The organism is Citreicoccus inhibens (assembly GCF_019039035.1).
GTDB lineage: Bacteria > Myxococcota > Myxococcia > Myxococcales > Myxococcaceae > Citreicoccus > Citreicoccus inhibens.
Window position 1 is genome coordinate 1 of sequence record NZ_JAHNZT010000059.1, and the last position, 25275, is coordinate 25275.

Consider the following 25275-nt stretch of genomic DNA (forward strand, 5'->3'; position numbering starts at 1 on the left):
GCTTCTATTCCTCCGCCCCTTCCGCTGTCAACTCGCTCCGTTGACTGCCGTATTTCCTTTTTCCCCTCCTCCAAGTCCTTCCGTCCCAACCAGCGTCGGGACCTCTTGGCGAGGGGCGCGGCTTGTACCTCTTCCGCGTTCAGGGTCAACAATCTTCGTTGATCCTTTTCTTCCCCACCGTGGATCAGGGCGCCTGAGGCGCCTCGCTCGTTGGCGGGGGGTTCGACTCTGTACCCCTTCGTTCCCGATGCGTCAATTCCCAGGTGATCCATCGAACAGAATGAGCGGATCACCTCGCGATATGCGCACCCGGAACGCCGCAGGCAAGCCCCTCCCCCGTGCCGACCCCTGGAGAGAAGCGTCCCAATGTCCTCAGGCGGACGGGCGAGGGCGCCTCGCGACTCGTGCCCGGGGCGCCTCTGGGCCCGCGCTTCCTCGCCGCGTTGGTCTCCACATCGTCCCGAAGAGGAAGTCCGCCAGGGGGAAGGTGAGGTTGAAGTGCACGCGGGTCATGCGGCTTGGATCGTGGTGCACTTGATGGTGCGCCCGGAGCCAGGTGAGCCCCGGCCACCGGAGAATCGGATGCCCCGCCGGCAGGTGATAGCTGAGGTGGAGCCACTCATAGGCGAGGTAGTAGCCCAGCGCCGTCGCCACGAAGAGGAGGCCCACATTCGCTGACGCGAGCACGAAGCCTAGCGCCCCGAGTGGCAGGGCGATGGCCCCCAAGAAGAACGCGAGCAAGACCGGCGGGAACAGCACCAGCTTGAAGTCGCGGCTCGACTCGGTCTGCATCGACTGGTGCGTGAAGAACCGATGGTGCTGGCCCGTGTGGCGCTCGAAGACGGCGCCCAGGCCCCGGCGGCGGCGGTGCATCGGGCCTCGGTGACCGAGGAACTCCACCCCGTTCGCCAGGAGGATGACTCCGGGGACGGTCAGCAGTTCGAGGGGCCGGGGGCGCTCCAACCAGGAGAGGGCGAGCGACAGGCCTCCCAGGCAGCTCAGCGAGGTGAAGGCCAGGTGTCCCCAGCCCGAGTAACGCGGGCTCACCGACTGGCGACGGTAGGCCTCGCGAAACTCCGCGACTCGCTTGGGGATGTGGGGCTCGCCCATCCGGACAGCCTAGCGCGCCCCTCCTTCCCCGCGGGCCTAGGTCTCCTCGGCCTTCGTGTTCTTCCGCCGGGCCAACGTCTTCTGGAGCTTCTTCATCCGATCCAGGATGAGCGTGCGCTTGAGGCTCGACAGGTGGTCCACGAAGACGTGGCCGTCCAGGTGGTCAATCTCGTGCTGGAGCACGTGGGCCAGCCGTCCCTCCGCCTCCATCTCCTGCCAGGCGCCCGACTTGTCCTGGAACTTCACCTTCACCCGCTTGAAGCGTGGGCACTTCTCCCACTCGTCCGGGACGGAGAGGCAGCCCTCCTCGATGGAGATGGGCTCGGACTTCTCCACGACCTGCGGATTGATGATTTCGAAGAAGGTGCCGTCCTCGCGCCCCACCAGCGCCATGCGCAGCGGCTCACCCACCTGATTGGCTGCGATGCCAATGCCCTCGGCGTGCTTCATGGACTCGGCCATGTCCTGGAGCAGCTTGTCGAGCGCCGGACCGAAGTCCTTCACGGGCTGGGTGGGCGAGGTGAGAACCTTGTGGGGCCAGATGACGATATCGCGAACCATGGCCCTACTCTGCCATGCGCGCTTCGCTTCGATCAGCACTTCCAGCGCGCTTCCGCCCGTCCCGTCCGACGTGGACAAGCGTCACCCGCAGGACAGCCCCCGAGCGCTGCTGTCTTGCTCAGCCAATACGACGCGGCAAGGGCTCCAGGTCCGGCGGGCACCACGTGTCTCTCGCGCGCTCCGAGCCCAGCGTCTCCGGCCGGTAGTGCCTCACCAGCCTCCGTGAGTCCGCCAGCTCCGTGTGCAGCGCCAGGAAGTCATCGAAGGAGTCGACGCGCGGCGCTCGGTCCAAGGCGGCCTGGACGAGCTCGGCCCAGGCGCGGGTCTGGGTTTCATGGAACTTGCCCGGGGCCCCATTCGCCGTCGCAAAGCCGCGAATGAGGACTCGCAGGCGCTCCAGCCCGGCCACGAAGCCCTCCGCGCGGAGGCAGAGCCACGCGAGCCGCACATGCTCTCGGTGGCGAAAGGCAGCGCCTGGATACGTCGCGGATTCCACGGCCGCGACAAAGGCGGCATCCGTCCACTGCTGCGGCTCCATGCCCGTGCATCGTAGCCGGCGCTTCCGCACTTGGGCGATGGAGTGCCCCCTTGGGCTCGGCTTCCTGCGTCGGGGCACGCCGTTCAGTCCTCGGACTCCACCCGATGGAGCCCCAAAGGCCCCTTGCCGCCCTCGCGCACGAGCCGGGCGGTGCACCGGAGCCCTCCCATCCAATCCACGAAGCGCAGCCCCATCGAGCCATCCTCGTTCAACAAGAGGGTGCAGTACCCGTGGTTGCCTCGGTCTTGCCGCACCCCGGTCCACTCGGGGAAGCGTGCCCGGGACTCGAAGAACCGGATGGGCAGGCGCGACGATGATTCCGGGAACTGCCGAGCGTACGGGAAGCCGCCGTGCCCCAGGCTGAGGCCGATGAACGGCAGCTCCGGCGTGCGGTCGAACAGCGCGCCATAGTGCGTCCCACCCCAGCACCACATGTCTACCCAGCCGCGCGCCATCACCTCCCGCAAGTCCTCCGTCAGCAGAGGGGACAGGCGGGCTTCGTCATGTCGGTAGGGCGCCCCCTGGCTCAGCAGGATGTTCACCGCGCCGCGCCGGCGGCCCTCGGACAGCACCTGCTCCAACCACTGGCACAGCGCGGGCTCCTGGTATCTCCCGGGCTCGAAGTAGGCCGTGTCGAGACCGATGAGCTGGAAGCGCTCCGAGGCCAGACAGAAATAGCTGCCCTCCTGGACCTGCTTCGCCCCGAGGCCACGGCGCTCATCCAAGGACCGGAAATACGAGCCGCCCCCGGAGCGCATCTCCGGTCCCGCGTTCAGCGTCAGCAGGGACGTCGTCTCATAAAGCGGGGACAGGGGCTGCGCGATGTGCGCGTCGAACTCACCCTGGCGGCCCGCGTAGAAGACGCCGCCCAGGTGGATGGCGTGCTCGAGCCGCTCCCCTCGGAGCTTGAGCTGCCTCGCGATGTACCGCGACGGGTACTCCCCCGTGCCGAAGTCCGAGAACAGCGCAAGCTCCACCGGATGGTCCGGCGAGGGCTCGCGCAGGGCGTAGCGGTAGCGGCTCCTCGCCGCGAAGTGCCAGCGGAACGGCGCGCGCACCACCGTCCCCCGCTTCAACCACGCCGAACCCGAGAACATCAGCCAGCGCCGAAGGTCCGCCAGGGGCTCAAAGCGCGTGCTTCCAGGATCGATGGGAATCTCCTCGGTCCGCTGCGGAAAGGTGAAGTCCGGAGGGAGCGTCGCCGCGGTCTTCACCCGCAGGCCCTCGGCTCGTAATCGCTGCAGTCCCTGCTCGGGGGCGCGCAGCCAGAGGTCCACCTCCTGCAGCGCATCCACGAACGCGGACACCGTCACGCGCGTGCCCAGGCCCGCCGCGGCCTCGCGGAGCACGTCCTCGGGCTCCTCCATGAAGGCCGCCCGGAGCGCGTCCAGTTCCTCGGCGCTGAGGAGGGGGAGTTCCGCGTCGCCGTCCGGCGCCGGCGGTTCGGGAGGCGGGGCGTCCAGCCGCGTGGACATCGCCAGCCGGCCCACCTCGGGAGGCGCGACGTCCGGCGCGGCGGGCTTCACGGGTTCGCGGTAGCCGAGTGCCTCGAGGAGTTCCCTCCGCTTGTCGTCCATGCCTCCGTCCTTTCCGGTCGAGCGATCCGGCCCCTCCCCACAGGCCCCGACGGTGCACGCAGGCTCCGTCGGGGCGAGCATCTTTCCAGGAGGGGCCGACACACGGGAAGCGTCCGCCGGCGCGAGACGCGGGGCGGGCTACTCCTGCTCGTCGTCGACGGAGGGGTGGTTGCCCCCTGACCAGGCGAGGGCATGCCCCTGCCGATAGGCATAGAGCGTGTAGTACGAGCCCGTGGCGAAGCCCGGGAGATGGAAGGGATTGAAGACGCTGGTGCTGGAGATGGTGCCCCCCACGTACCCCGGAGGCGCCTCCACCAGCTTCAGCGCGCAGCCCGCCAACACCAGCCCCGATTGAGGGACGTCATTGCTCACCAGCGTGCACGTGCCCGAGGCCGTGAAGGGCCCCTCGGGCAGATTGAACCGTGCATAGAACGGCACCTGTTGCCCGGGCGGGAACGTGAAGTCCGTCAATCGCACACAGGCCGTCGCGGTGCCGGCCCGCATGCGCCCCGCGAACACCACCTTGCCATCCCAGACTTGATGCAAGGGAATGTACACGCTGGCGCCCAGCTTCACGTTCGCCACGAAGGGCGCCGCGGCGCAGACGCTCGGGTCTGGAGGCGTCGCGGGGTCTTCCTCGGTGCGAAACTGATACACCCCCTCATCTGGAGCCGCCTCGGCCCGGGCTACCGACGACAGAGCCAGCAGCGACAGCACGACCCTCGCACTCCTCTGTTTGCGCGTCATGAACACCCCTCCAGAGCTTCATGTGAACCGCGAAACCACGCCCGGACCTGGCCTACTGCCAAGACAACTCGTACTCCGTATCCAAGGCTCCTGTCTGTCTTCCTCGGACCTGAACCGCACGACCTCCCTGCGCTTCAATGACTGCCTGCAAGACACCTTCATGATAGGAGGGCGGCATGAAGTCTCGCTTCATCACGAAGCGCCCGCTGCGCTCCCCGGTCCACTCCACGGAGCGCTCGCCATAGCTCACGGCGGCGCGATACCCCGACGGCAGGTTGCTCACCAATCGCTTGGGACTGTCTCCCGCCAGGAGCAGCAAGGTCTTTCCCGCCGTTGATGACAGGAAATCCGCGGTCGCCTGAGTCCCCATGCGCCGCAATGTCGCGTCAAAACCACCGAGCTGCGGCCCCATGAGCTGCGCGGCCGTGTACGCCAGCCGCAGGAACGCGGCCACCGGGTAGTTGAAGAAATCGACGAACTTCTTCTCACCCGCCGCCCCCAGACACTGCTCCACGGCGGTGTCCCCACCCAACGCGCGCACCGCACCCACCGCGCCGTTGAAGAACAATCCGCGCGCGGTGTCTTCCTTCAGCGCCAATGACAGCCGCATCGACAAGTCCTTCGCCCACGACGCGTCCAGGCCACTGACGTTTCCTTGAGACTGCTCACCCATGTTGGAGGCTCCCGGTGCACTTCTCACTGCAATGATTCAGCTAGAGGCGAATGAGCTGGGCGCCGTAGTGGATGTTCGCGCCCACCGCGGCCACGACCACCAGGTCACCACCGCCCAGGCTGACACGCCCCTGCTCGAGGTCCTCCGCGAGCAGAATCAGCATTCCGGCGGCCGAGGTGTTGCCATAGCGGTCCACGTTGCACGCCACCGCCTCCGGGGGCAGCCCCGCGCGATGGATGAAGGCGTCCATCACCCGCTTGTTCGGCTGGTGAAAATAGTAGCGGAGCACATGCCGACGGCCCGCGGGGTCCGACCCCAGCACCGTATCCAAGCACTTCTGCATGTACTCAGGATAGCTGCGCGCCACCTTGAAGCCATCCACCACGAAGGCCATATCCGAGGGACGGGTCCACCCGGGCTGATACGGCAGCTTCAGGAGGCCACCGCCGCGGCGGGTCACCAGCTCGCCGTGCGCGTTGCCGGAGAAGGACTTCAGGATGCCCGGCCCTTCCGCATCCCCCGGCCGCGCGCTGAGCACCACGGCCCCCGCGCCATCCCCAAAGACATACATGGACAGGTACGCGTTGAGCGCCTTGGGGCGCCCCGGGCCCGGCGGGAGCTCGTCCGTGTAGACCTCGCGGTTGAGCAGCGGCGAGGTGAAGGCGGACGCCACGACCGCGACCGTACGGAAGCGGCCTCCCTCCATCATCTTCTTCACCAAGTCCAACACATACGGCGTGCCACCACACCCGTCATCCACCACCAGCGCGAACGCGTCCTCACGCAGGCCCAGGCGCTGATGGAGCGCCATGGCGTCATGGTTGAAATGAGGCGCGTCCGGCGTGCACGTCACGACAAACAAGGCATCCAGTCCGGCGGGCTCCACCCCCGAGCGAGAGAGCGCCTGACGCAGCGCGACCTCACACATGTCTGTGTTCGTCGCGGGATAGAAGCGCCCGGCCACGTCGTCCGGGGGAGGAATCGCCCGACCTCGCTCGTCGTCAAAGTCCCAGAGGAAGCGACGCTCGCGAATGCCTATCTTCTCCTCGATGCGCTCCGCCGACCACCCCGGGATGGCCCGGGCAATCCGCGCATTGCTGATGGTGCGCGTCGGAACAAACGCACCCGCTCCCACAAGACAGACCCTGTTCGCCATATCATGGCCTCGTCATTTCACAGCCACGCCGGACAGGGATGATTCCCTGGCATCCCACGGAATGAGCAGGATCCAGGCCATTTCTCAAACCCTTGGAATGACAGGTATCTACCGAAGCCCGTCGATTCACGGGTGAAGTATCGAGCACTCCGGGGGCCTGCAAGTCCCTGGACTTCTTCCAGTGAACGGCTCGCTTCAGAAGTGAAGCAAAGAGAATCAAAAGCGAAGCCAATTCGGGGACTATTAAACTATTCGGTGAGTCTGGAAAACACCGCAGGTGTCATCAATCACTCGGCGCTTCCCGGTGCGGCGCGGCGACTCACCCCCACCTCCACGCCACGCGAGGGCAAGTTAGACATGGGGGCCCGATTTGGCTCGCCCCGACCTCGCGCGAGGGGTCGTCCCCAAGCCGCACGTCCATGTACACCAGGAGCGCGGCTCAGAGCCACTGCCCGTGACAACAAATTGCACGGAGGGAATGGGTGGGGATTGGGCCTCCGCTCGCGCCGTGGGGCGCACCTGGCCCTTCACGTAGCGTCCGCCCCCGTGTCACGCTGAGCGTCCTCCAAGGCCCGCGTGTCCGCGTCCTCCGCCATCCCGCCTCGCCTCATGCCGCTCGTGCGGCTGGGGTTGTTCATGGCGCTGTACGCGGTGGCGGCGCGGATGGGCAGCCTGCTGTCCTTCGCGCCGGAGCATGTGTCCGCCATGTGGCCCCCCAGCGGGGTGGCGCTCGCGGTGCTCACGCTGAGCCCCATGCGGGAGTGGCCGGGGTTGATGCTCGCCGCCATCGCCGTGGAGCCCGTGGTGACGGCGCAGGCCCACTGGCCCATCGGGCCCGCCCACGTCGCCATCGCCTGCGGCAACATGCTGGAGGCCGGGGTGGGCGCCCTGCTGCTGCGCCGCGGGGTGCGCCTGCATCCCGCCATGAATCGGGTGCGCGACGCGCTGGGCCTGTGCGCGACGGCGATGGCGAGCCCCGCGCTCAGCGCGTCCGTGGGTGTCGTGACACTGTGGGTCGCGGGCCGACTCGCCGGGGCGAATGTCGCCACCGTCTGGCGGGTCTTCTGGGTGGGCGATGCCATGGGCGTCCTGGTCGTGGCGCCGCTCCTCTTCACCTGGAACGCCCGGAGCGGGGCCGCCACCAGCCAGCAGCGGCCCTGGGAGCTGGCCCTGTTGCTCGTGACCTTGGGCGCGGCCACGCACGCGGTGTTTCGCGCGGCGCCCTCCACCACCACGTCGTTCCACCCGCTCAGCTACCTGGCCTTCCCCTTCCTTCTCTGGGCCGCGCTCCGCTTCGAGGCGCGGGGCGCCGCCACCGCTACCGCCGTCCTCTCCGCGGTGTCGCTCTGGCATACGGCGCTGGGCAGTGGCCCGTTCGCGGGGCCGCAGCCGAACCTCAACCTCTCCTTCCTCCAATCCTTCCTCGCCGCCGCGAGCGTGTCCGGGCTGATGCTCGCGGGCGCGCTGGGCGAGCGACGGCGCGCGCAAGATGAGGTGAGTCACCTCAACACGGAGCTGCGGCAGTCGCTCGACACGCTGGCCGCGACCCAGGCCGCGCTGGTGCGGCGCGAGCGCATGGCCGCGCTGGGCGAATTGAGCGCCACGGTGGCGCATGAGGTGCGCAATCCCCTGGGCGCCATCGCCAATGCCCTGGCGGCCTTCCGCCGCATGCACACGCCACCACCGGGCAGCACCGCGGACACGCTGCTCGCCGTCATGGACGAGGAGGTCCACCGCCTGGACCACATCGTCAACGACATGCTCGACTTCACCCGCCCCATGGAGCCCCGGCTGCGAGCCCAATCACTGGAGCCCCTGGTGGAAGGCGCGCTCACCTCGGCCCTGCGCACGGGGCCGCCCGGCCTGCAGGTGGTGCGCGAGCTGGATGCGGCCCTGCCCCCCGCCGCGGTGGACGCCCAGCTGCTCCACGTGGCGCTCACCAATCTCTTTCACAATGCGCTTCAGGCCATGGTCGCGGGAGGCACCCTGACGGTGCGACTCACCTCGGACCTGCGCGCGGAGACGCCTCACGCCCGGCTCAGCATCTCAGACACGGGGCACGGCATCTCCCCGGAGCTGCAGGCGCGCATCTTCGAGCCCTTCTTCACCACCCGCGCCACGGGCACCGGCCTGGGCCTGGCCATCGTGCGCCGCATCGTGGACAGCCACCACGGCGCTGTCGCCGTCCACAGCCAGCCCGGGCAGGGCACCACGTTCACGCTCTGGTTGCCCTACCTGGGTCCGGCGCTCGACGCGGTGGCGTGAGGCGGCTGGCGCCCCACGCCCTCGCTCACTCAGAACGGGATGTTGTCGTCATCGCCCGGGGGCGGGATGTCCGAGTCATCCGGCGGAGGACCGAAGCCCCCACCGCCGCGATACCCACCACCGCCACCACCGCCACCACCGCCGCCACCCTCGCCGCCACGCTGACGGGCCATCTCCGCCTCGATGGCGGACAGGAGCGCGCGCTCCTTGTCGTGCCAGCGGGACTTGCTCGGATCCGCCAGCGAGCGCCGCGCGCCGTTGGCGTAGAACTCCAGGTCCTGCAGGCTGGCGCCCACGACCGGCGCGCCCTTGCTGCGGCCGTAGTTGGGCAACATCATCCCATCCCCACCACCGCCGCCCGCCGGCGCTCCGCCACCCGACGGGGCCGCACGCCGAGGCGCCGGCGCGGACGCCACGGGCGATCCTCCAATCGACAGCTCACCCATCTCCAGCGTGAAGCCTTCGGCGTTCCTGTACGCCGTGCCCACGCGCACCTGTTCCACTCGCCCATCGGGGCGCCGCACCGCCACGGTGACCGGATAGCCTTGCTCGCTCATGCGGCCCGAATTCCCATCCCGCTTGGTCGCTGTCAACGACTAGCGCGCACACGTGTCCGGCGCGGGCGGTTGGCACGCCCAGGATGCGGCGCGAAGACGCCCGCCTCGCTCGCGAACCGGGCGAGGGGTCAGTTCAGCGACACCATGCCGCCCGCGCCCTTCTTGCGAACCCAGGCCTTGGGCTTGGGCGGCGTGGCCGGCGCGGCGGGCTTCGCCACGACTTCCTTCAGGGCCTGGCTGCCGGCGCGACCGCGGGGCAGCGTGACCTCGCGGACCGACTGCGCCTTGGCGTCGTCCACCCAGTCGTTCGGGCGGCGGCCCGTGCGGATGAGCAGCCGGAGCTTCTGGTAGTGCGCGGAGCAGTAACCCTTGGAACGGCTGGGGCGCTTGCATCCAATCACCGCGCAGGCCCGCGAGCCGTGCTCGGTGACCGCACGTCCCCGCGCGGCGGGCTTGGAAGCCACCGGCTCGGGCTTCGCGGCCTTCGCGGTCGCGGGCGGCCGTCCCCGGCCCCGCGTGGGCGTGGCGGGGAGGGCCACCGCGGCCGTCCGCACGCCCGCGATGGAACCGAGCCGGCTCGACAGCGAGCCCAGCCGGCGCGTCACCACGCGGAGCAGGTCCAGGGCGTCCAGGTTGCGCGCCATGCGACCCACCGCTTGATTCAGCGGAGCCAGCTGCGCGGCGACTTCGCGCCGCACCACTTCACGGAGTTCACTCTCAAGAGAGATGGCCATGAGCCCCCAGGATACACGTCCCAATACCTGAGAGGGCGGAAACGTTCGAGGCAAGCAACCAACCCACCCCTCCCGTGGGGAACGGAACACACCGGCCAGGGCGCGGGCGAGGGTGTTAAAGGAGTCCCCTCATGACTCAGGCCCCCGCTCCCATCCGCTTCAAAGGCACTGATACCTACCTCACCAACGAGAGCCTCCAGGCCGCGGTCAACTGCGCGCTCACGCTCCAGCGCCCCCTGTTGGTGAAGGGTGAGCCCGGCACGGGGAAGACCCTCTTGGCCGAGGCCATCGCGGAGAGCCTGGGGCACCGGCTGCTGACCTGGCACGTGAAGAGCACCACGCGCGCCCAGGACGGCCTGTATGTCTATGACACCGTCCAGCGCCTGTATGACTCGCGCTTCGGGGACGGGGACGTGCGAGACATCCGCCGATACATCCGCATGGGCCCCCTGGGCGAGGCCTTCTCCTCGCCCGAGCGCGTGGTGCTGCTCATCGACGAGGTGGACAAGGCGGACCTCGAGTTCCCCAACGACCTGCTCCACGAGCTGGACCGGATGCGCTTCCGCGTGTCCGAGACGAATGACGACGTGGCCGCGAAGCACCGCCCCGTGGTCGTCATCACCAGCAACAACGAGAAGGAGCTGCCGGACGCGTTCCTGCGCCGGTGCGTGTTCCACTTCATCGACTTCCCGGACACCGAGCTGATGAAGCGCATCGTCGGCGTGCACCACCCGGGGCTGGACGAGTCGCTGTCGGAGCAGGCGCTCAAGGTCTTCTACGAGCTGCGCACCCTCACGCGGCTGCGCAAGCGCCCGTCCACCAGCGAACTCATCGACTGGATCGCCGTGCTCAAGGCCAACGGCGTGTCGAGCCTCAAGCTCGACGAGGGCCTGCCCTTCATGGGCGCGCTGCTGAAGAAGGAACAGGACCTGGTGGCGGTGGCGGAGGCCTTCGGACGCGGCCGGCGCACGCGGGCCTGAGCGGGAGACGCGGCCATGTTCCTGCCCTTCTTCTACGAGCTGAGACGCCGGGGCGTGAAGGTGGGCGCGCAGGAAGCGCTCGCGCTCGCCGGTGCGCTCAAGGCCGGGCTGCACGACAGCAGCCTGGATGGCTTCTACCACGTGGCCCGCGCGCTGCTGGTCCACTCGGAGACGCAGCTCGACGTGTTCGATCAGGCCTTCCTCGCCCACTTCCAGGGCGTGGAGTCCGCGGGCATCGAGCTGACCCAGGAGCTGCTGTCGTGGCTGGAGGAGGCGCGCGAGCGCACGGACCTCACGCCCGAGGAAGTGGCGATGCTGGAGCAGTGGGACCCCGAGGAGCTGCGCCGCCAGTTGGAGCAGCGCCTGCGCGAGCAGACCGAGCGTCACGACGGCGGCACGCGCTGGGTGGGCACGGGCGGCGCGTCACCGTTCGGTAACAACGGGCTGCCTCGGCAGGGCGTGCGCGTGGGCGGTCGCGGAGGCCGGCAGGGACAGGCGCTGTGGCAGGCCGGCGCGCGCCAGTACGCGGGCTATCGCGATGACCTGGTGCTGGACACCCGTCAGCTCGCGGTGGCGCTGCGCAAGCTGCGGGCCTTCGCGCGCGAGGGCGTGGCGGAGGAGCTGGACATCGACGAGACCATCTCGGCCACCGCGAAGAACGCGGGCGAGCTGGAGGTGGTGACGCGCGCGCCGCGCCGGCCCAACACGCGCGTGGTGCTGTGCATGGACGTGGGCGGCTCCATGGATCCATACGCGCACCTGGTGAGCCGGCTGTTCAGCGTGGCGAGCCAGGCCACGCACTTCAAGGAGCTGCGGACCTACTACTTCCACAACTGCGTCTACGGGAAGCTGTACGCCACGCCCCAGCTCACGGGTGGCATCACCGTGCCCGAGCTGGTGGCGCAGGTGGGCCGTCACCACAAGCTGGTCATGGTGGGCGATGCCTCCATGGCGCCGTACGAGCTGGGCATCCGCACGGACGCCAACGGCCAGTACCGCGCGGAGGGCATCGAGGGGCTCGCGTGGCTCATGCAGTTGGCCCAACACTTCGAGCGCAACGTGTGGTTGAACCCCGAGCCGCCCGCGTCCTGGCGCGCGGGCACGATGGCGATGATTGGCCGGGTGTTCCCCATGTTCGCCCTCACCGTGGAGGGGCTGGGCGAGGCGGTGAACCACCTGACCCGGGGCCGCACCCCACGCGGGGCGAGCGCCCGGCGCTGACGCGCGCCCACGGGCGGATGGACCTCAGGGCAGGAGGTCGTGGACTGCCCGACGACCCCTCGCGTTTCGTGCGGCGCAACGGCGGCACTTGCGGCATGGTGCGCCCCCGACGCGCGCCTGTCGCGAGGAAACCCATGACGACCGATACGCTGGACACCCAGGCAATCAACACCCTGCGCACCCTGGCCATGGATGCGGTGGAGCAGGCCCACTCGGGACACCCGGGCGCGCCCATGGCGCTGGCCCCCGTCGCCTATCAGCTCTGGCAGCAGGAGCTGCGGTACGACCCGTCCCATCCCATCTGGCCGGACCGTGACCGCTTCATCCTCTCCAACGGCCACGCCTCCATGCTGCTCTACGGGCTCTTGCACCTGTCGGGCGTCAAGCGCGTCACGCGCGACTACCGCGTGGAGGACGTGCCCACCGTGTCGCTGGAGGACATCCAGAAGTTCCGCCAGCTCGACTCGGCCACGCCAGGGCACCCGGAGTACCGCTGGACCAGCGGCGTGGAGACGACCACCGGTCCGCTGGGCCAGGGCGTGGCCAACAGCGTGGGCATGGCCATCGCGAGTCGCTGGCTCGCGAGCTACTTCAACAAGCCCGGCTTCGACCTGTTCACGTACGACGTCTACGCCATCTGCGGCGACGGCGACATGATGGAGGGCGTGGCCTCCGAGGCGGCCTCCATCGCCGGCCACCTCCAGCTCCCCAACCTCTGCTGGATCTACGACAGCAACCACATCTCCATCGACGGCAACACCGAGCTGGCCTTCACCGAGGACGTGGGCCGCCGCTTCGAGGCCTACGGCTGGCGCGTGCTGCGCGTGGCCGACGCCAACGACCTGAACGCGCTGAGCCAGGCCTACCGCACGTTCAAGGAGCAGCGCGGCAAGCCCACGCTCATCATCGTCACCAGCCACATTGGCTACGGCGCGCCCAAGAAGCAGGACACGGCGAGCGCGCACGGCGAGCCGCTGGGCGCCGAGGAGCTGAAGGGCGCCAAGCGCGCCTACGGCTGGCCCGAGGACGCGAAGTTCCTGGTCCCCGACGGCGTGCGTGAGCGCTTCCAGCAGCGCATGGGCGCGCGCGGCAAGCAGCAGCGCGACGCGTGGGAGAAGAGCTTCGCCGCGTACCGCCAGCAGTTCCCCGAGCTGGCCGACCAATTGGAGCGCATGCAGCGCCGCGAGGCGCCCCAGGGCTGGGACAAGGACCTGCCCTCCTTCCCCGCCGACGCGAAGGGCCTGGCCACGCGCGACTCCAGCGGCAAGGTGCTCAACGCGCTCGCCAAGAACTACCCGTGGCTGGTGGGTGGCTCCGCGGACCTGAACCCGTCCACGAAGACGTACCTCACCGCGTCCAGCGCGATGAAGCCGGGCGACTACTCCGGCCGCAACATCCACTTCGGCGTGCGCGAGCACGCGATGGGCTCCATCGTCAACGGGCTGTGCCTGAGCAAGCTGCGCGGCTACGGCGCCACGTTCCTCATCTTCAGTGACTACGAGCGCCCCGCCATCCGCCTGTCCGCGCTGATGGAGATCCCCGCCGTCCACATCTTCACCCACGACTCCATCGGAGTGGGCGAGGACGGCCCCACGCACCAGCCAGTGGAGCAGCTCGCGTCGCTGCGCGCCATCCCGGGCAACATCGTCATGCGGCCCGCGGACGCCAACGAGGTGGCCGAGGCGTGGCGCTTCATCGCGCAGCAGACCAAGCACCCGGTGGTGCTGGTGCTGACGCGGCAGGCGGTGCCCACGCTCGACCGCACGAAGTACGGCGCGGCCAGCGGCGTGTCCAAGGGCGGCTACGTGCTCGCGGACGCCGAGGGTGGCGCACCCGAGGTCATCCTCATCGGCACCGGCAGCGAGGTGTCGTTGTGCGTGGACGCCTACGAGAAGCTCAAGGCCGAGGGCGTGAAGGCCCGCGTCGTGAGCCTGCCCTCGTGGGAGGTCTTCGAGCACCAGTCCCAGGAGTACCAGGACAGCGTGCTGCCTCCGTCCGTGCGCGCCCGCGTCGCGGTGGAGAAGGCCTCCACGTTCGGCTGGGAGCGCTGGGTGGGAATCTCCGGCAGCGTGGTGGGCATGCGCAGCTTCGGAGCGTCCGCGCCCATCAAGGACCTGCAGAAGAAGTTCGGCTTCACCGTGGAGAACGTGGTGAAGACGGCCAAGGACACCCTCGCCAAGGTGAAGGCGCGGGGCTGAGCCTCACCAGGGCCTGCTTCCGACCTCGAGTTGGAAGCGGGCCCGCGCGTGTCAGTCGCCGCCCGACTTCTTCCGAGCCGGGCGCGCGGTGGCCTTCAGCCGCTTGCGGACACGCTGCTTGCCCACGGGCTTCTCGGCGACAAGCGTGTAGCCCTGCCGGAGGAACAGCGGCAGCGTGCCCGTGTAGACGGAGCTCGACGACGCTCGGCCTTGCGCGGGTGGCTTCACGGGATAGGCCTCGAGGATGCGCGCGCCCTCGCGGCGAAGCACGTTCTCGGCGGCTCGCAGCAGGAGCGTGGCCACGCCCTGCCCTCGCCAATCCTTGTGCACGAAGAAGCACGGCACCGAGGACACCGAGTCCGCGTCATCGCAGCGCAGGCTCGGCGCGCGGTCCAGCCGAGGGAAGTCTCGACGCGCGCCCAGCGTCACCCACCCCACGGGCACCTCGCCCGCGAACGCGAGCACACCTCGCGCCTCGCCTCGCTCCACCAGGGACTTCAGCCGTTCGCGCGCGGGTGCACCCTTCACGTCGGAGAAGTGCTCTCCCTTCTCCAGGCGCCAGAACATGCACCAGCAGCCCTGACACGCGCCGTTCTTCCCGAACAGGTGCTCCAGCGCGGGCCACAGCTCCGGGGTCAGCTCTCTCGTGTGGATTGACATCGAAGGCATGAACTCGAAAGGTAACCACGCGGTGCGCGCATCGCCGCGCTACAAGCCCCCGCGCAGCTCGGTCTCACTGGACCAGCCACCCTCGCGCTCACGCAGCAGGAACGAGAGGCGGCCCTGATGAAAGGCACGCACGGGGGCCTGCGGATCCGGAAAGCCCTCGGGCAGTCGCCACTCGGGAGCACGGAGCCGCGCGGAGGGGATGGGACGCTCGCGCCGCAGCTCCCCCACCTCCTGGTCCGTGAGGTCTCGCGAGGAGCACCAGGGCAACAATCCCGCGCCATGCACACCGACACGCTGTCCCTCGGCGGGCACCGTCCACGGTCCGATGACGGTGCGCCGCAGCGCGGACAAGTGCGCCCCACTCCCAAGTACTCGGCCCAGCTCCTGCGCCAACGAGCGCACGTAGTAGCCCCCGCGACACGTCAGCTCGAGGAGGCTCGAGCGCGGGAGCGCATGCGACAGCCAACGCGCGGAGTGCAGATAGACGCGCGAAGGAGGCAGCACCACCTCCTCGCCGCGATGTGCCTTGCGATACGCGGGCTCGCCGCCCAGCTTCTTCGCGCTCGTGGCGGGCGGCACCTGCTCGCGCCAGCCCAGGAACGGAGTCAGCGCCTCATCGAGCCGCGTGGGCGTGAGGCTGGACGTGTCCCCTCGGAAGACCTCGCGACCATGCAGGTCGCCGGTGTCCTTCTCCACGCCCCACTCGACGCGAGCCACGTACGTCTTCGGCACCGCGTGCAGCAGCTCGAACAAGCGCGTGGCCTGCCCGACGAGCAGCAGCAGCAATCCTTCCGCGAACGGGTCCAGCGTGCCGCCGTGGCACACGGGCACGCGCTTCGACGGCGAAGCGGTGCGCACCTCGTCGAGGAACTCGCGCACCACTGAGAAGCTCGTCGGCCCCACGGGCTTGTTCACCAGATAGATGCCGGGGTTCATGGATGGCTCGCGCCCCGTCGCCTCCGAGCGACCTGGGCGGCCTGACCCTAGTCGGCGCTCGCCCCTCTCGGGGCCTCAACTCGCGTCGCCCCGCGCCAGAAGTCCGCCCCAGCGCCGGATGGCCGCCGGTGAGCCCTTCTAGGATTTCATGATTTTCAACATAGTCTGTGGTGCCCATCCAAGCGGGCCACCGGTCCGAATCGCGTGGACCAGGGCGACTATTCGCCCTGCACGTTCACGCCACTGCCGGGCACCCAGCCCGCGACGTGCGACGACGCCTCGCTGTTCGACCTGTCTCAGTGCACTCCCGACGACTTCGGCATGGTGGACGCACACGGCTACTCCGTGTTCGAGCTGCGCCCTCGCATGGATCAGGTCTCGCTCAGCGGAATGCTGGCGCTGCCCAATGACGGCGGCATGGGTCGCATGGCGGGCATGCCGCTGGTGCGGCAGGACATCACCGGCCACGGCTTCTTCCTCACCAACAACCGCAACCTGGCGGATGGAGTGGTGCGGCAGTACGTGCTCGCGGGCTGCAAGACCTTGCCCACGGAGGGCCGCATCGTCGGGTGCTATGGCCAGTGCCTCAACGGTCGCGTCACGTCCAAGGGCACGTTCGACATCGAGCGCCTCATTCGAGTTCGTGGCGAATCCGAGTCGAGCGGCAACGTGCCGTGGCGCTCCGAGACCTTCGTCGCGCAGGGTGTGCCGGTGGACGTGTACGTCGAGGGACCATGCCTACGTCGTGTCCATCACGGAGCGGCAGCGGCCCGCGGGAGGGCTCTCCGTCTACGACGTGCGAAACCCGCGTCACCCTGTCCTGACGAAGACCTTCACCCTGCCCAATGACAATTACTGGAACGGAGTCTGGGCCAAGGGTGACGCGCTCTACGTCGCCAGTGGCGCCACGGGCGTCCTCGTCTTCGACATCTCCACCCCCGCGAACCCCGTCCTCATTCGCAATCTGCCGGGCGGGCCGCCCATCAACGTGCACACCGTGTTCGTCGAGGGTGACCGGCTCTACGCCATGTCGCCCTCGCCCAACGCGGAGGTGCTCATCTTCGACGTGTCCGCGCCGCAGTCTCCCGTGCTACTCAATCGCGTGGTGGTGCCAGAGCGCTACGGATATCCCGACGACGCGTTCGCCTACCAGGGCCGCCTCTACGTCAATCACACAGACTCGGGCTACTTCATCCTGGACGTCGCGAACGTCGACAACGTGCAGGTGGTGGGGCGCTACGCCTTCGACCTCCAGTACAGCCACGCCAACGCGGTGGGCACCTTCGCGGGCCGCACCATCGCCTTCGAGGGAGGCGAGCAGAGCGGCGCGCACCTGCGCGTGCTGGACGTGTCCAGCCCCACGCAGCCGCGCGAGATTGCCTATTTCAACACGTACAACGAGACAGACGCCTTCCGCGGCGAGGGCCTCTTCGACGGCGCCATTGGCATCCGAGTCCCCGGCGATGGCCACGTGTACGTCGTGGACACCGCGCGAGGGCTGCTCATCTTCGACGAGCCGTAACCAGGGGCCACTCGGCCGCGACTAGGTTTCAATCCGGTCGCGGCCGTTGGCCTTGGCTCGATAGAGCCGAGAATCCGCCACGCGCAGCAGCTCCTCCACGGTCGTGCCATCCCGAGGCGCCACGGCGATGCCCGCGCTGAAGGTGATGTGGAAGGACTCACCGCCGTCGCCCTCGAAGCGCATCTGCGACAGCTCGGCGGCCGTGCGCTCCAGGATGTCCCGCGCGCTCTGCGCGTTCTCCCCCAGCAGCGCGACGACGAACTCCTCACCGCCCCACCGGGCCCGGACATCCTCGCGGCGGAAGCGCGCCGCCAGCAGCCGCCCCAGGTGCATGAGCACGCGATCGCCGGCCATGTGGCCGTGCTGATCATTCACGCGCTTGAAGTGGTCCACATCCAGGAAGCACAGGGCCAGGGGCTTCTGCTGTCGCTGCGCCTCGGACAAGCGCGTACGCATCGCCTCGATGAACGGCCGGCGTAGCAGCAGGCCCGTCGCCGCGTCGCGCTCGGCCCGGTCGCGCGCCATCCTCGCTCGCTCCACCCGAGCATGGACACGGGCGCGCAGCTCCTCGCGAAGCACGGGCTTCGGGATGTAGTCGTCCGCGCCCGCCTGGAAGGCGGCGAGCCGGAACTCCGTGCCGATCTGCGCGGTGATGAGCAGGATGGGCAGCTCCTGCCACTCGGGCATCGAGCGCAGGATGCGGCACAAATCGAAACCATTCGGCCCCGGCATCCGCACATCGAGCAACAACAAGTCCGGCCGATGCCGCGTGAGCGCATCCAGCAATCCATACGCGCTGGGGAGCCCCACCACCTCCATGCTCTCACTGGCCAGGGCGTGGGTGAGCGCGGTGACCGCCTCGGGGTCGTCATCCACGACGAGGATGCGAACACGCTCCTGCCGCCGAGCCGCCACCATCCGCTCCGCCGCGGAGACGAAGTCCTGCGCGGAGAACGGCCGAGCCAGGAAGAGCGAAGCGCCCGCGTGCACCGCCGCCACGCGCCCCTCCAAACCACGCTCCGAGCTGGTGAAGGCCAGCGGCAACGAGGCGTGCCCCTCCTCCGCGCGCAACGCGTGCGCGGCGGTGATTCCTCCCATGGGGGCGCCCAGGTTCATGTGGATCAGGGCACCGTCCACCCACTGGCGTCGCAATACCGCCCGCGCCTCATCGGCCGTGCGCGCCGTCACCACCCGCACCACGTGCGCCCGCCCGAGCAGCTCCACTTCCGCGAGCACCGACGGGTCCTCGTCCACCACGAGCAGCGTGCCCTCGCCCGTCAGCGTCGCGTTCACGGGCGTATCGGTACGCACCGAGTTCTTCCCTGGCGTGGAGGCCACCGCCGCCAGCTCCTGGAAGCGCACGGTCACCTGTCCCCAGTCCGCACTGCCACCGTCCTTCGCGGGGCGAAGCGCGTCTTCCAGACGTCCCGCGGCGGTGCTCACGGCCGCGAAGCCATAGCTGCCCGCGGTGCCGTGAAGCTTGTGCGTCGCGCTGTAGGCGCCCTCCAACGCCTCCCGCTCATCACGTGCGCGGCCCAGCAGCTCACCAAGATGCGACATCTTCTCGCGCAGCTTCGCGCCGTACTCCGCGTTGAGGGCCGCCATCTTCGCGGCGAGCGGATCCAAGGCCCCGGGGTCGGCCTCCTTGCTCGGCGACTCCAGCGCCTCGGGAGGTGGAGGGGGAGGCAGCGCGGGCAGCGTCTTGATGAAGAGCTGATCGACCCAGACAGCCAGCTCCTCGGGCCGATAGGGCTTGTGAACGATGCGCGCCACGCCGAGCTGGCGCGTGAGCATCTCGTGGCTCTTGAGGTCCTTCCAGAACGCGGAGGCGAAGAGGATGGGGAGGGTCGGCTGGGCCTGGCGAAGCTCGCGGATGAAGTCCGCGCCCGTCATGCCTGGGAGCAGGCCATCCACGATGGCCGCGTCCACCGGCATCTTCTCGAGGATGGCCCGGGCCTCGCTCGCGGAGCGCGCATGCTCCACGCGATAGCCGCGCTCTCGCAGGAAGGCGCCCACGAGCAGCTGGAGGTCCTTGTCGTCCTCCAGGAAGAGGAGGGTCTTCGCGAGGCTCATGGCAATGCCTTTCTGGCAACCGGGGATGCCTCCCGACGAGGCAGCAGGCCGTTGAGGAGTTCTCGCACGGACGCAACCAGTTCGTCCTCCGAAGAGCGAGCCTTCGTCAGATGCCGAGTCATTCCCAGGGTCAGTTGTCGTTGATCGACGCGAGTGAGCTCGCGTCCAGTGAAAACGATGAGCGGCGTGGTGCGCCCCTTGCCTTGGCGAAGGATGTCCACCACCTCGAAGCCATCGAGGCGCGGCAACCCGACGTCGAGCACGATGAGGTCCGGCGGCGTGGCTCGAGCCAGCACGACGGCGCTCTCACCATCCGCGGCTTCCACGCACTGCGCTCCCAGCTTCTCCAGCTGGGCACACAGCACGCGCCGAGTGGTCGCGTCATCCTCGACCACGAGCACACGCGCCTGTCCCGGCTGGCGCATGGCATGACGAAGCGAATGAAGCAGCCGGGTCTCATCCACCGGCAGCGCCATCCAATCCACGAGCATCGGCGTCCCCACACCCTCCCCTTCCGCTGAGCGACCGGAGAGCACAAGCACAGGAAGGGTCCGCGTGCGCGGGGCCTCGCGCAGCCGGCGAGCCCAATCCAACACCTGTCCGTCGGGCATCTGCGTGTCCACCAGCAGCGCATCGGGGACGCCTTCGTCCACGGTGCGAGTCGCCTCGGCGAGCGTAGCGGCACGCATCACGCGATAGCCCTCGTTCGCGAGCAGGCCACGCAGCAACGTGGACAGGTCGCCATCCGCCGAGACGATGAGGACGCTGTGGCGTGACTCATCGCGAGGAGGCGGCGCCACCGTCGCCGCCGTGGCGGAGGGCTGGAAGGCCTCCATCGAGAAGGTGAACGTGGAGCCTTGGCCAACTTCGCTGTGAACCTCGATGCGCCCACGGTGCTGTTCAACAATGGCCTGGGAGATGGCGAGGCCCAACCCCGTCCCACCCTTGGAGCGAGTGTCCGAACCATCGAGCTGTTGGAACCGCCCGAAGAGTCGCCCGCGCTGCTCGGGAGGAATTCCCGGGCCGTGGTCCGTCACACTGAAGCGAATCCGCCCCCCCGGCTCGGAGACGACCCGAACCTCGACGGAGGCCTCGGCCGGGGAGAACTTCACCGCGTTGGAGACGAGGTTGGTGAGCACCTGGATGAGCCTGTCGCGGTCGCCTTGAACCTGCGGCGAGCCTTCGACCTCGGCTCGCAGGGTGACCCGCGCCGTGTCCGCCATACCCTGCAAGCCCGCGAGGGTGGACTCCACCAACTCCGAGCCCTCCAGCACTTGAAGCTTCAGCTCCAGCTTGCCGGCCTCCATCTTCTCCAGATCGAGGATGTCATTGATGAGGCGGATGAGGCGCTCGGTGTTGGTCCGCGCGATGCGCACCATGTCGAGCGCCTGAGTGGGCAGCTCGCCCATGATGCCGCCCTCGAGCAGACCCAGCGAACCGCGAATGGAGGTGAGCGGCGTGCGCAGCTCGTGACTCACGGTGGAGATGAACTCGTTCTTCATCCGCTCCACTTCACGGCGCTCGGTGATGTCGCGCACGAAGGCGGTGAAGCGCGGGGGGCCGTCGCCCCGCACGCGAGCAAACGTCAGCTCCGCGGGGAACACCCTGCCATCCGAGCGCAGACACGGAGACTCCAGCCGTGGCGAAGGCCCCCCCTCCGCGCGAAGCGCCGACGCCACCGCCTCGCGTTGCTCCCCGGGGAGGGACGCCGGGAGCGCGAGCGTCAGGAAGTCGAGCCCCACCGCACGCGAAGACGGGAGCTGGAACGTGCGCTCGGCGGCGGGGTTGAACTCCACCACGCGACCGTCCTCGTCGAGCACCACGATGCCATCGGGCGAAGCCTCCAACACCGCGGCCTTGCGCGCCTCGCTGCCGCGAGCCCCCGCGTTCGCCTCCGACAGCGCCCGCGTGCGCTCAGCGACCCGATCCTCCAAGCCACGGTTCAGCTCGGACAGCGCGGACGAAGCCCGAGCCAACCGGACCAGCACGACGAGGACGTAGCCCACCAACAGGAGCGACACGCCGAAGAGCACCACGCGAGTGCGCTCGGCGCGGGCCTGCACGCCTTCATAGAGCTGGAGGTACGTGTTGATGAGTCGGTCTGCCTCGGCGCTCGCGCTGCGGTCCAGCAAGGCCTGAAAGGCCGCATCCGCCGAGCGCCGCATCGCCGTCAGCTCACGCGCCGACTGGACGAGCGCCGTCACCACCTCCCGCGCGGACTCCGGAACATCACCGAGGGACGCCTCCACCGTCGCGATCGCGGACTCAACGCGCGGGACAAATCCCTCGGAGTCCCCAGGGCGATTCGACAGCAGCACCCGCTCACCCAGTGCCTCGACATGCTCGCGAGACGGGGCCGGGCCCTGAGCCAGAGCTGCGTTGGCGAGCGAACGGAGCCGCGCGAAGTCCGCGCGCTTCTCCGCGAAGCGAGCATCGGCCTCCTGGGCACGCGCGAGCAGCCCCCGCGCCGACTCCAAGGCCCGCAGATAGCCATCCAGCGCGGCCCCCAGGGTGCGCTGTCCCTCCTCGGAGAGGAACGAGGGGAAGGTGCGCAGAGCCTCCGCGCGAGCCTTGAGCGCGTCGAAGTCTCGAGGCGAGGAGCCGTGCGACTCTGGCAACCCCGCGCGAACGCGGAGCACATCCATCTCCAGCTCGGCGCTGGCCACACGAAGCTGACGGAGCTGCGTGCGGTAGTGGTCATTCTCCGAGCTGGCCCAGGGCCGCCCGAGGATGAACAAGGCACACAGGAGCAGCAGCGCGCCCGCGGCCATGCCCACCGAACGCTTCGACAGACGAGGCTCCATCACGGCACCAGCTTGCGGATTTCCTGGGGCAGAGTCATGGGGTCAAAGGGCTTACCAATCACACCCAGCGCCCCCAGCTCCAGGTAACGCGCCACCTCCTGCTTCTGAATCTTCGCCGTCATGAAGATGATGGGCGTGGTCGCGGTGGAGGACTGGGCGCGCAGCTTGCCGAACGTGGTGGGGCCATCCATTCCCGGCATCATCACGTCGAGGAGGATGAGGTCCGGAGATTCGCTCGCGGCCTTCTCCAGGGCCTCGGCGCCTGAGGATGCGAGCACGGTCTGCCATCCACCCACACGGCTGAGGCTGAGCTGGCCAATGGTACGGATGTCATCCTCATCATCGACAAGCAGGACCTTGCGCAGGGTCGTCATTGGGCTGGACCTTTCCCCGAGGGGGAATGAGCAGAAGAAGCGGAGGGCGACGCACCGCTCGTGGGCAGAAGATGCGCCAGCGTGGCACGGAGTTCGGCGCCAGAGGCACGAGACTTCACCAGGCACGCCACGACATCGCGAGCCATTTCGGCCGAAGGCTCAGCCACCGAGAACAGGACCACGGGCGCTGCGGCTCGCAAGGAAGCCAGGGGCAGGCATCCTCCGTCCGGCAGGACGGGTTCCACGAGGACCACCTCGAAAGGGCCCGTGCAGAGCGCCTGCTCGGCCTCCACCAGCGAGGAGGCGGTGACCACGTCAGCCAAGCCGTCGAGGACGTCCGCGACCACGCGGTGGTCATCCAGGTGGGCATCGACATGCAGGACGCGAGGGCGCGAGGGCGGCCAGGCGCCAGGATGCCACTCGGGAAGGTCGAACCAGAAGGTGGTCCCGCGCCCGAACTCCGTCGTGAACCGCAGCGCGCCGCCCATCCGCTCGACGAGGCCATGGGCAATGCTCAAACCCAACCCCGTGCCGCCTCGGCGGCGGCTGTCCGAACCATCCGCCTGAGCGAACTTCTGGAAGATCCGGGCACGAAAGGCATCCGGAATGCCCGAGCCACGGTCCTCGACCCAGATGCGGAGGTGGGTGCCCACGCGCCGCAGGCCCAAAGTGACGCGGCCTCCTCGATGCGAGTACTTGATGGCATTGGACAAGAGATTGGCGACCACCTGCCCCATGCGATCGGAGTCGACGCGAGCCCACGCACCAGGCACCTCGGACACCAGCTCCAGCTCAATTCCCGACTCGTCGGCATGGCCCCGATGCGCTTCCAGCGCATGGGCCATCAAGTTCCCCATGGCCACGGGCTCCAACGTGATGTCGAGCTTTCCCGAGGCCATCTTCTCCAAATCCAGGATGTCATTGATGAGGCGGATGAGGCGCTCGCTGTTCTTGTGCGCAATGCCAATCATCTGCCCGGCCTGCGGCCCGAGTGGGCCCGCCACGCCCCCCGAGAGCAGCCCCAACGCACCTCGAATCGAGGTGAGTGGCGTCCTCAACTCGTGGCTGACCGTGGAGACGAACTCGTTCTTCATCTGCTCCACACGCTGACGCTCGTCGGCCAGACGGCGGGCCTCGGTGACATCACGGGCAACCGCATACAAGAGCCCCTCGGAGAGATTGGGAACAGCGTTCCACTGGAGCCACCGCCACGAGCCATCCTGGCAACGGGTCCGCTGTTCGAACTGGAGGAGCGGCGCGCCGGCCCGAGCACGCTCCAGTTGAGCCTCGGTGGTCACCCGATCCTCGTCCAGCGCCAGGTCGACAAGAGACGTGGCGAAAAGCTCCTCCTGGCTGAAGCCCAATGTGCGGCGCCAGGCATCCGACAGGCGAAGGAATGCCCCGTCCAATGTGGCAATGCAGAGCATGTCCACGGAGAGCGCGAAGAAGCGCTCCTGGTGCTCCAGCGCCGAGCGAGCCTCGCGCACCGTCAGCGCGGAGAATTCGAGCTCCACCCAGGCCGCGAGGTTCTGCAACGCGGCGCGGTCGTGCTCAGAGAAGTCACGAGGAGCGCTGTCGATGATGCAAAGCGTCCCCACTCGGCTGCCGTCCGGTGCCCGCAGCGGGTGGCCAGCATAGAAGCGAATGAAGGGAGCCCCAACCACCAACGGGTTGTCATGGAAGCGGTCATCCCGCACGGCGTTCGGAACAACGAACGTGCTCGGAGCAAGGATGGCGTGACCGCAGAAGGAAATATCCCGGGAGGTCTCGGTCGCACCCAGACCTTGCCGTGCCTTGAACCACTGCCGCCCCTCATCCACCAGGGACACCAGCGCAATGGGCACCTGAAAGAGGTGGGCCGCGGTCCGGACGATGCGATCGAAGCGCTCCTCCGCGGGCGAATCCAGCAGGCAGAGGCTGCGCAGTTCCTGGAGGCGACGCGACTCATCCGGCGGCAGCGGAGGAGGAATCATGGGGTGGAGCCCTCGTGCTACCCCAGCCTCGCCGACTTGAGGAGCGGACACGATGGCCTCCCACGGGGCTTGAGAGCGATTCCTCGCTCAAGCGGCCACTAGTGGGCACTTCGGACCGGAAGGAGCGTGAGGGACAGCGCCACACCAGGTGGGACGGACCGACACAGACGCGCACGAGCCCAGCCACATGGCGACGTGCGCCGTGGTCCGAATAGCCAGGCGCAGCTCAAACACCTACAGAGATGTCTGGCATTGAGGCTGATCCAGTTGCGTGAGCCATCTCGCAATCAGATAACAAGCCACGCGTGAAGTCCGACAATTATTCACTTGGCGTCCCGAGCCCGGACTCCACCGCGAATCCAGTTGAGACAGCGCAAGAATCACCGGCGAGCTGGGGAGCGCACAGCATCGATGGGATCACGAAGCCCCGGAGGAGAAGCCAGGGGTAGAAAAAGGAAAAGCCCCCGGCACCACGAAGGTGACGAGGGCTTCTCAAAAAGAATCCGGCAGCGACCTACTCTCCCACGCGGTTTCCCGCGGAGTACCATCGGCTCTGGAGGGCTTAACTTCCGTGTTCGGGATGGGAACGGGTGTGACCCCTCCGACA

General features: G+C 68.5%; 21 protein-coding genes and 1 rRNA gene. 6 read left to right on the plus strand and 16 right to left on the minus strand.

Annotated features, from left to right (window positions below; translation table 11 throughout):
* Positions 1–372: 372 nt before the first annotated feature.
* The 7 genes from KRR26_RS34620 to KRR26_RS34650 form a co-directional block, all read right to left on the minus strand.
* Positions 373–1110 (minus strand): sterol desaturase family protein, encoded by a 738-nt coding sequence (locus KRR26_RS34620; RefSeq protein ID WP_217081940.1) that lies wholly within the window; start codon positions 1108–1110, stop codon positions 373–375.
* Between the two features lie 36 nt (positions 1111–1146).
* Positions 1147–1671: a peptide deformylase gene (def, locus tag KRR26_RS34625; protein WP_120211152.1), complete on the minus strand. Its 525-nt coding sequence runs from the start codon at positions 1669–1671 to the stop codon at positions 1147–1149.
* Between the two features lie 118 nt (positions 1672–1789).
* Positions 1790–2209 carry a hypothetical protein gene (locus KRR26_RS34630; protein WP_120211153.1) on the minus strand — a complete coding sequence of 140 codons (420 nt, stop codon included), beginning with the start codon at positions 2207–2209 and terminating at the stop codon, positions 1790–1792.
* Between the two features lie 83 nt (positions 2210–2292).
* Positions 2293–3786 (minus strand): hypothetical protein, encoded by a 1494-nt coding sequence (locus KRR26_RS34635; protein ID WP_217081941.1) that lies wholly within the window; start codon positions 3784–3786, stop codon positions 2293–2295.
* A gap of 138 nt (positions 3787–3924) precedes the next feature.
* On the minus strand, positions 3925–4533 hold the full coding sequence (locus tag KRR26_RS34640; RefSeq protein WP_233577589.1) for a hypothetical protein: 609 nt from the start codon (positions 4531–4533) through the stop codon (positions 3925–3927).
* Positions 4534–4585: 52 nt separating this feature from the next.
* A complete protein-coding gene (locus KRR26_RS34645; protein ID WP_120211154.1) occupies positions 4586–5206 on the minus strand; it encodes a DUF2378 family protein in 621 nt (206 codons plus the stop codon).
* Positions 5207–5246: 40 nt separating this feature from the next.
* Positions 5247–6362, minus strand: a complete 1116-nt coding sequence (locus KRR26_RS34650; RefSeq protein WP_120211155.1) for a 3-oxoacyl-ACP synthase III family protein — start codon at positions 6360–6362, stop codon at positions 5247–5249.
* 576 nt (positions 6363–6938) lie between these two features.
* On the opposite strand from KRR26_RS34650, the gene KRR26_RS34655 reads away from it, so the two are divergent.
* Entirely contained in the window at positions 6939–8627 is a 1689-nt protein-coding gene (locus KRR26_RS34655; protein WP_120211156.1) for an MASE1 domain-containing protein, read from the plus strand.
* A gap of 29 nt (positions 8628–8656) precedes the next feature.
* Here the strand turns inward: KRR26_RS34655 and KRR26_RS34660 are convergent, their stop codons facing one another.
* Together KRR26_RS34660 and KRR26_RS34665 are read right to left on the minus strand one after the other, a co-directional pair.
* Entirely contained in the window at positions 8657–9184 is a 528-nt protein-coding gene (locus KRR26_RS34660; RefSeq protein WP_217081942.1) for a hypothetical protein, read from the minus strand.
* Between the two features lie 128 nt (positions 9185–9312).
* Positions 9313–9918 carry a vegetative protein gene (locus tag KRR26_RS34665; RefSeq protein WP_120211158.1) on the minus strand — a complete coding sequence of 202 codons (606 nt, stop codon included), beginning with the start codon at positions 9916–9918 and terminating at the stop codon, positions 9313–9315.
* Between the two features lie 131 nt (positions 9919–10049).
* On the opposite strand from KRR26_RS34665, the gene KRR26_RS34670 reads away from it, so the two are divergent.
* From KRR26_RS34670 to tkt, 3 genes are all read left to right on the plus strand, one after another.
* Positions 10050–10898 carry an AAA family ATPase gene (locus KRR26_RS34670; protein ID WP_120211159.1) on the plus strand — a complete coding sequence of 283 codons (849 nt, stop codon included), beginning with the start codon at positions 10050–10052 and terminating at the stop codon, positions 10896–10898.
* A gap of 15 nt (positions 10899–10913) precedes the next feature.
* A complete protein-coding gene (locus KRR26_RS34675; protein ID WP_217081943.1) occupies positions 10914–12119 on the plus strand; it encodes a vWA domain-containing protein in 1206 nt (401 codons plus the stop codon).
* Between the two features lie 134 nt (positions 12120–12253).
* A complete protein-coding gene (tkt, locus tag KRR26_RS34680; protein WP_217081944.1) occupies positions 12254–14317 on the plus strand; it encodes a transketolase in 2064 nt (687 codons plus the stop codon).
* A gap of 51 nt (positions 14318–14368) precedes the next feature.
* Here the strand turns inward: tkt and KRR26_RS34685 are convergent, their stop codons facing one another.
* Both KRR26_RS34685 and truB read right to left on the minus strand, forming a co-directional pair.
* Positions 14369–14986, minus strand: a complete 618-nt coding sequence (locus tag KRR26_RS34685) for a GNAT family N-acetyltransferase (RefSeq protein WP_217081945.1) — start codon at positions 14984–14986, stop codon at positions 14369–14371.
* 39 nt (positions 14987–15025) lie between these two features.
* The gene (truB, locus tag KRR26_RS34690; RefSeq protein ID WP_217081946.1) at positions 15026–15922 is read right to left on the minus strand and encodes a tRNA pseudouridine(55) synthase TruB; all 897 of its coding nucleotides are present in this window, start codon (positions 15920–15922) and stop codon (positions 15026–15028) included.
* A 204-nt stretch (positions 15923–16126) separates the two neighbouring features.
* Here truB and KRR26_RS37750 point away from each other — a divergent pair, with 204 nt between their 5' ends.
* On the plus strand, positions 16127–16771 hold the full coding sequence (locus KRR26_RS37750; protein WP_328707270.1) for a hypothetical protein: 645 nt from the start codon (positions 16127–16129) through the stop codon (positions 16769–16771).
* A complete protein-coding gene (locus tag KRR26_RS34695) occupies positions 16668–17444 on the plus strand; it encodes an LVIVD repeat-containing protein (protein WP_328707271.1) in 777 nt (258 codons plus the stop codon). The genes KRR26_RS37750 and KRR26_RS34695 overlap by 104 nt, the downstream gene beginning before the upstream one ends.
* Positions 17445–17465: 21 nt before the next feature.
* Here KRR26_RS34695 and KRR26_RS34700 read toward each other — a convergent pair whose 3' ends face one another.
* The 5 genes from KRR26_RS34700 to rrf all read right to left on the minus strand — a co-directional run.
* On the minus strand, positions 17466–19517 hold the full coding sequence (locus tag KRR26_RS34700) for a response regulator (RefSeq protein ID WP_217081947.1): 2052 nt from the start codon (positions 19515–19517) through the stop codon (positions 17466–17468).
* Positions 19514–22321: an ATP-binding protein gene (locus KRR26_RS34705; protein ID WP_217081948.1), complete on the minus strand. Its 2808-nt coding sequence runs from the start codon at positions 22319–22321 to the stop codon at positions 19514–19516. Before KRR26_RS34705 ends, KRR26_RS34700 begins: the two co-directional genes overlap by 4 nt.
* The gene (locus tag KRR26_RS34710) at positions 22321–22695 is read right to left on the minus strand and encodes a response regulator (protein ID WP_120211166.1); all 375 of its coding nucleotides are present in this window, start codon (positions 22693–22695) and stop codon (positions 22321–22323) included. The genes KRR26_RS34705 and KRR26_RS34710 overlap by 1 nt, the downstream gene beginning before the upstream one ends.
* Positions 22692–24668, minus strand: a complete 1977-nt coding sequence (locus KRR26_RS34715) for an ATP-binding protein (protein ID WP_120211167.1) — start codon at positions 24666–24668, stop codon at positions 22692–22694. Before KRR26_RS34715 ends, KRR26_RS34710 begins: the two co-directional genes overlap by 4 nt.
* 501 nt (positions 24669–25169) lie before the next feature.
* Positions 25170–25275 (minus strand): 5S ribosomal RNA (gene rrf / locus KRR26_RS34720); the annotation flags it as partial.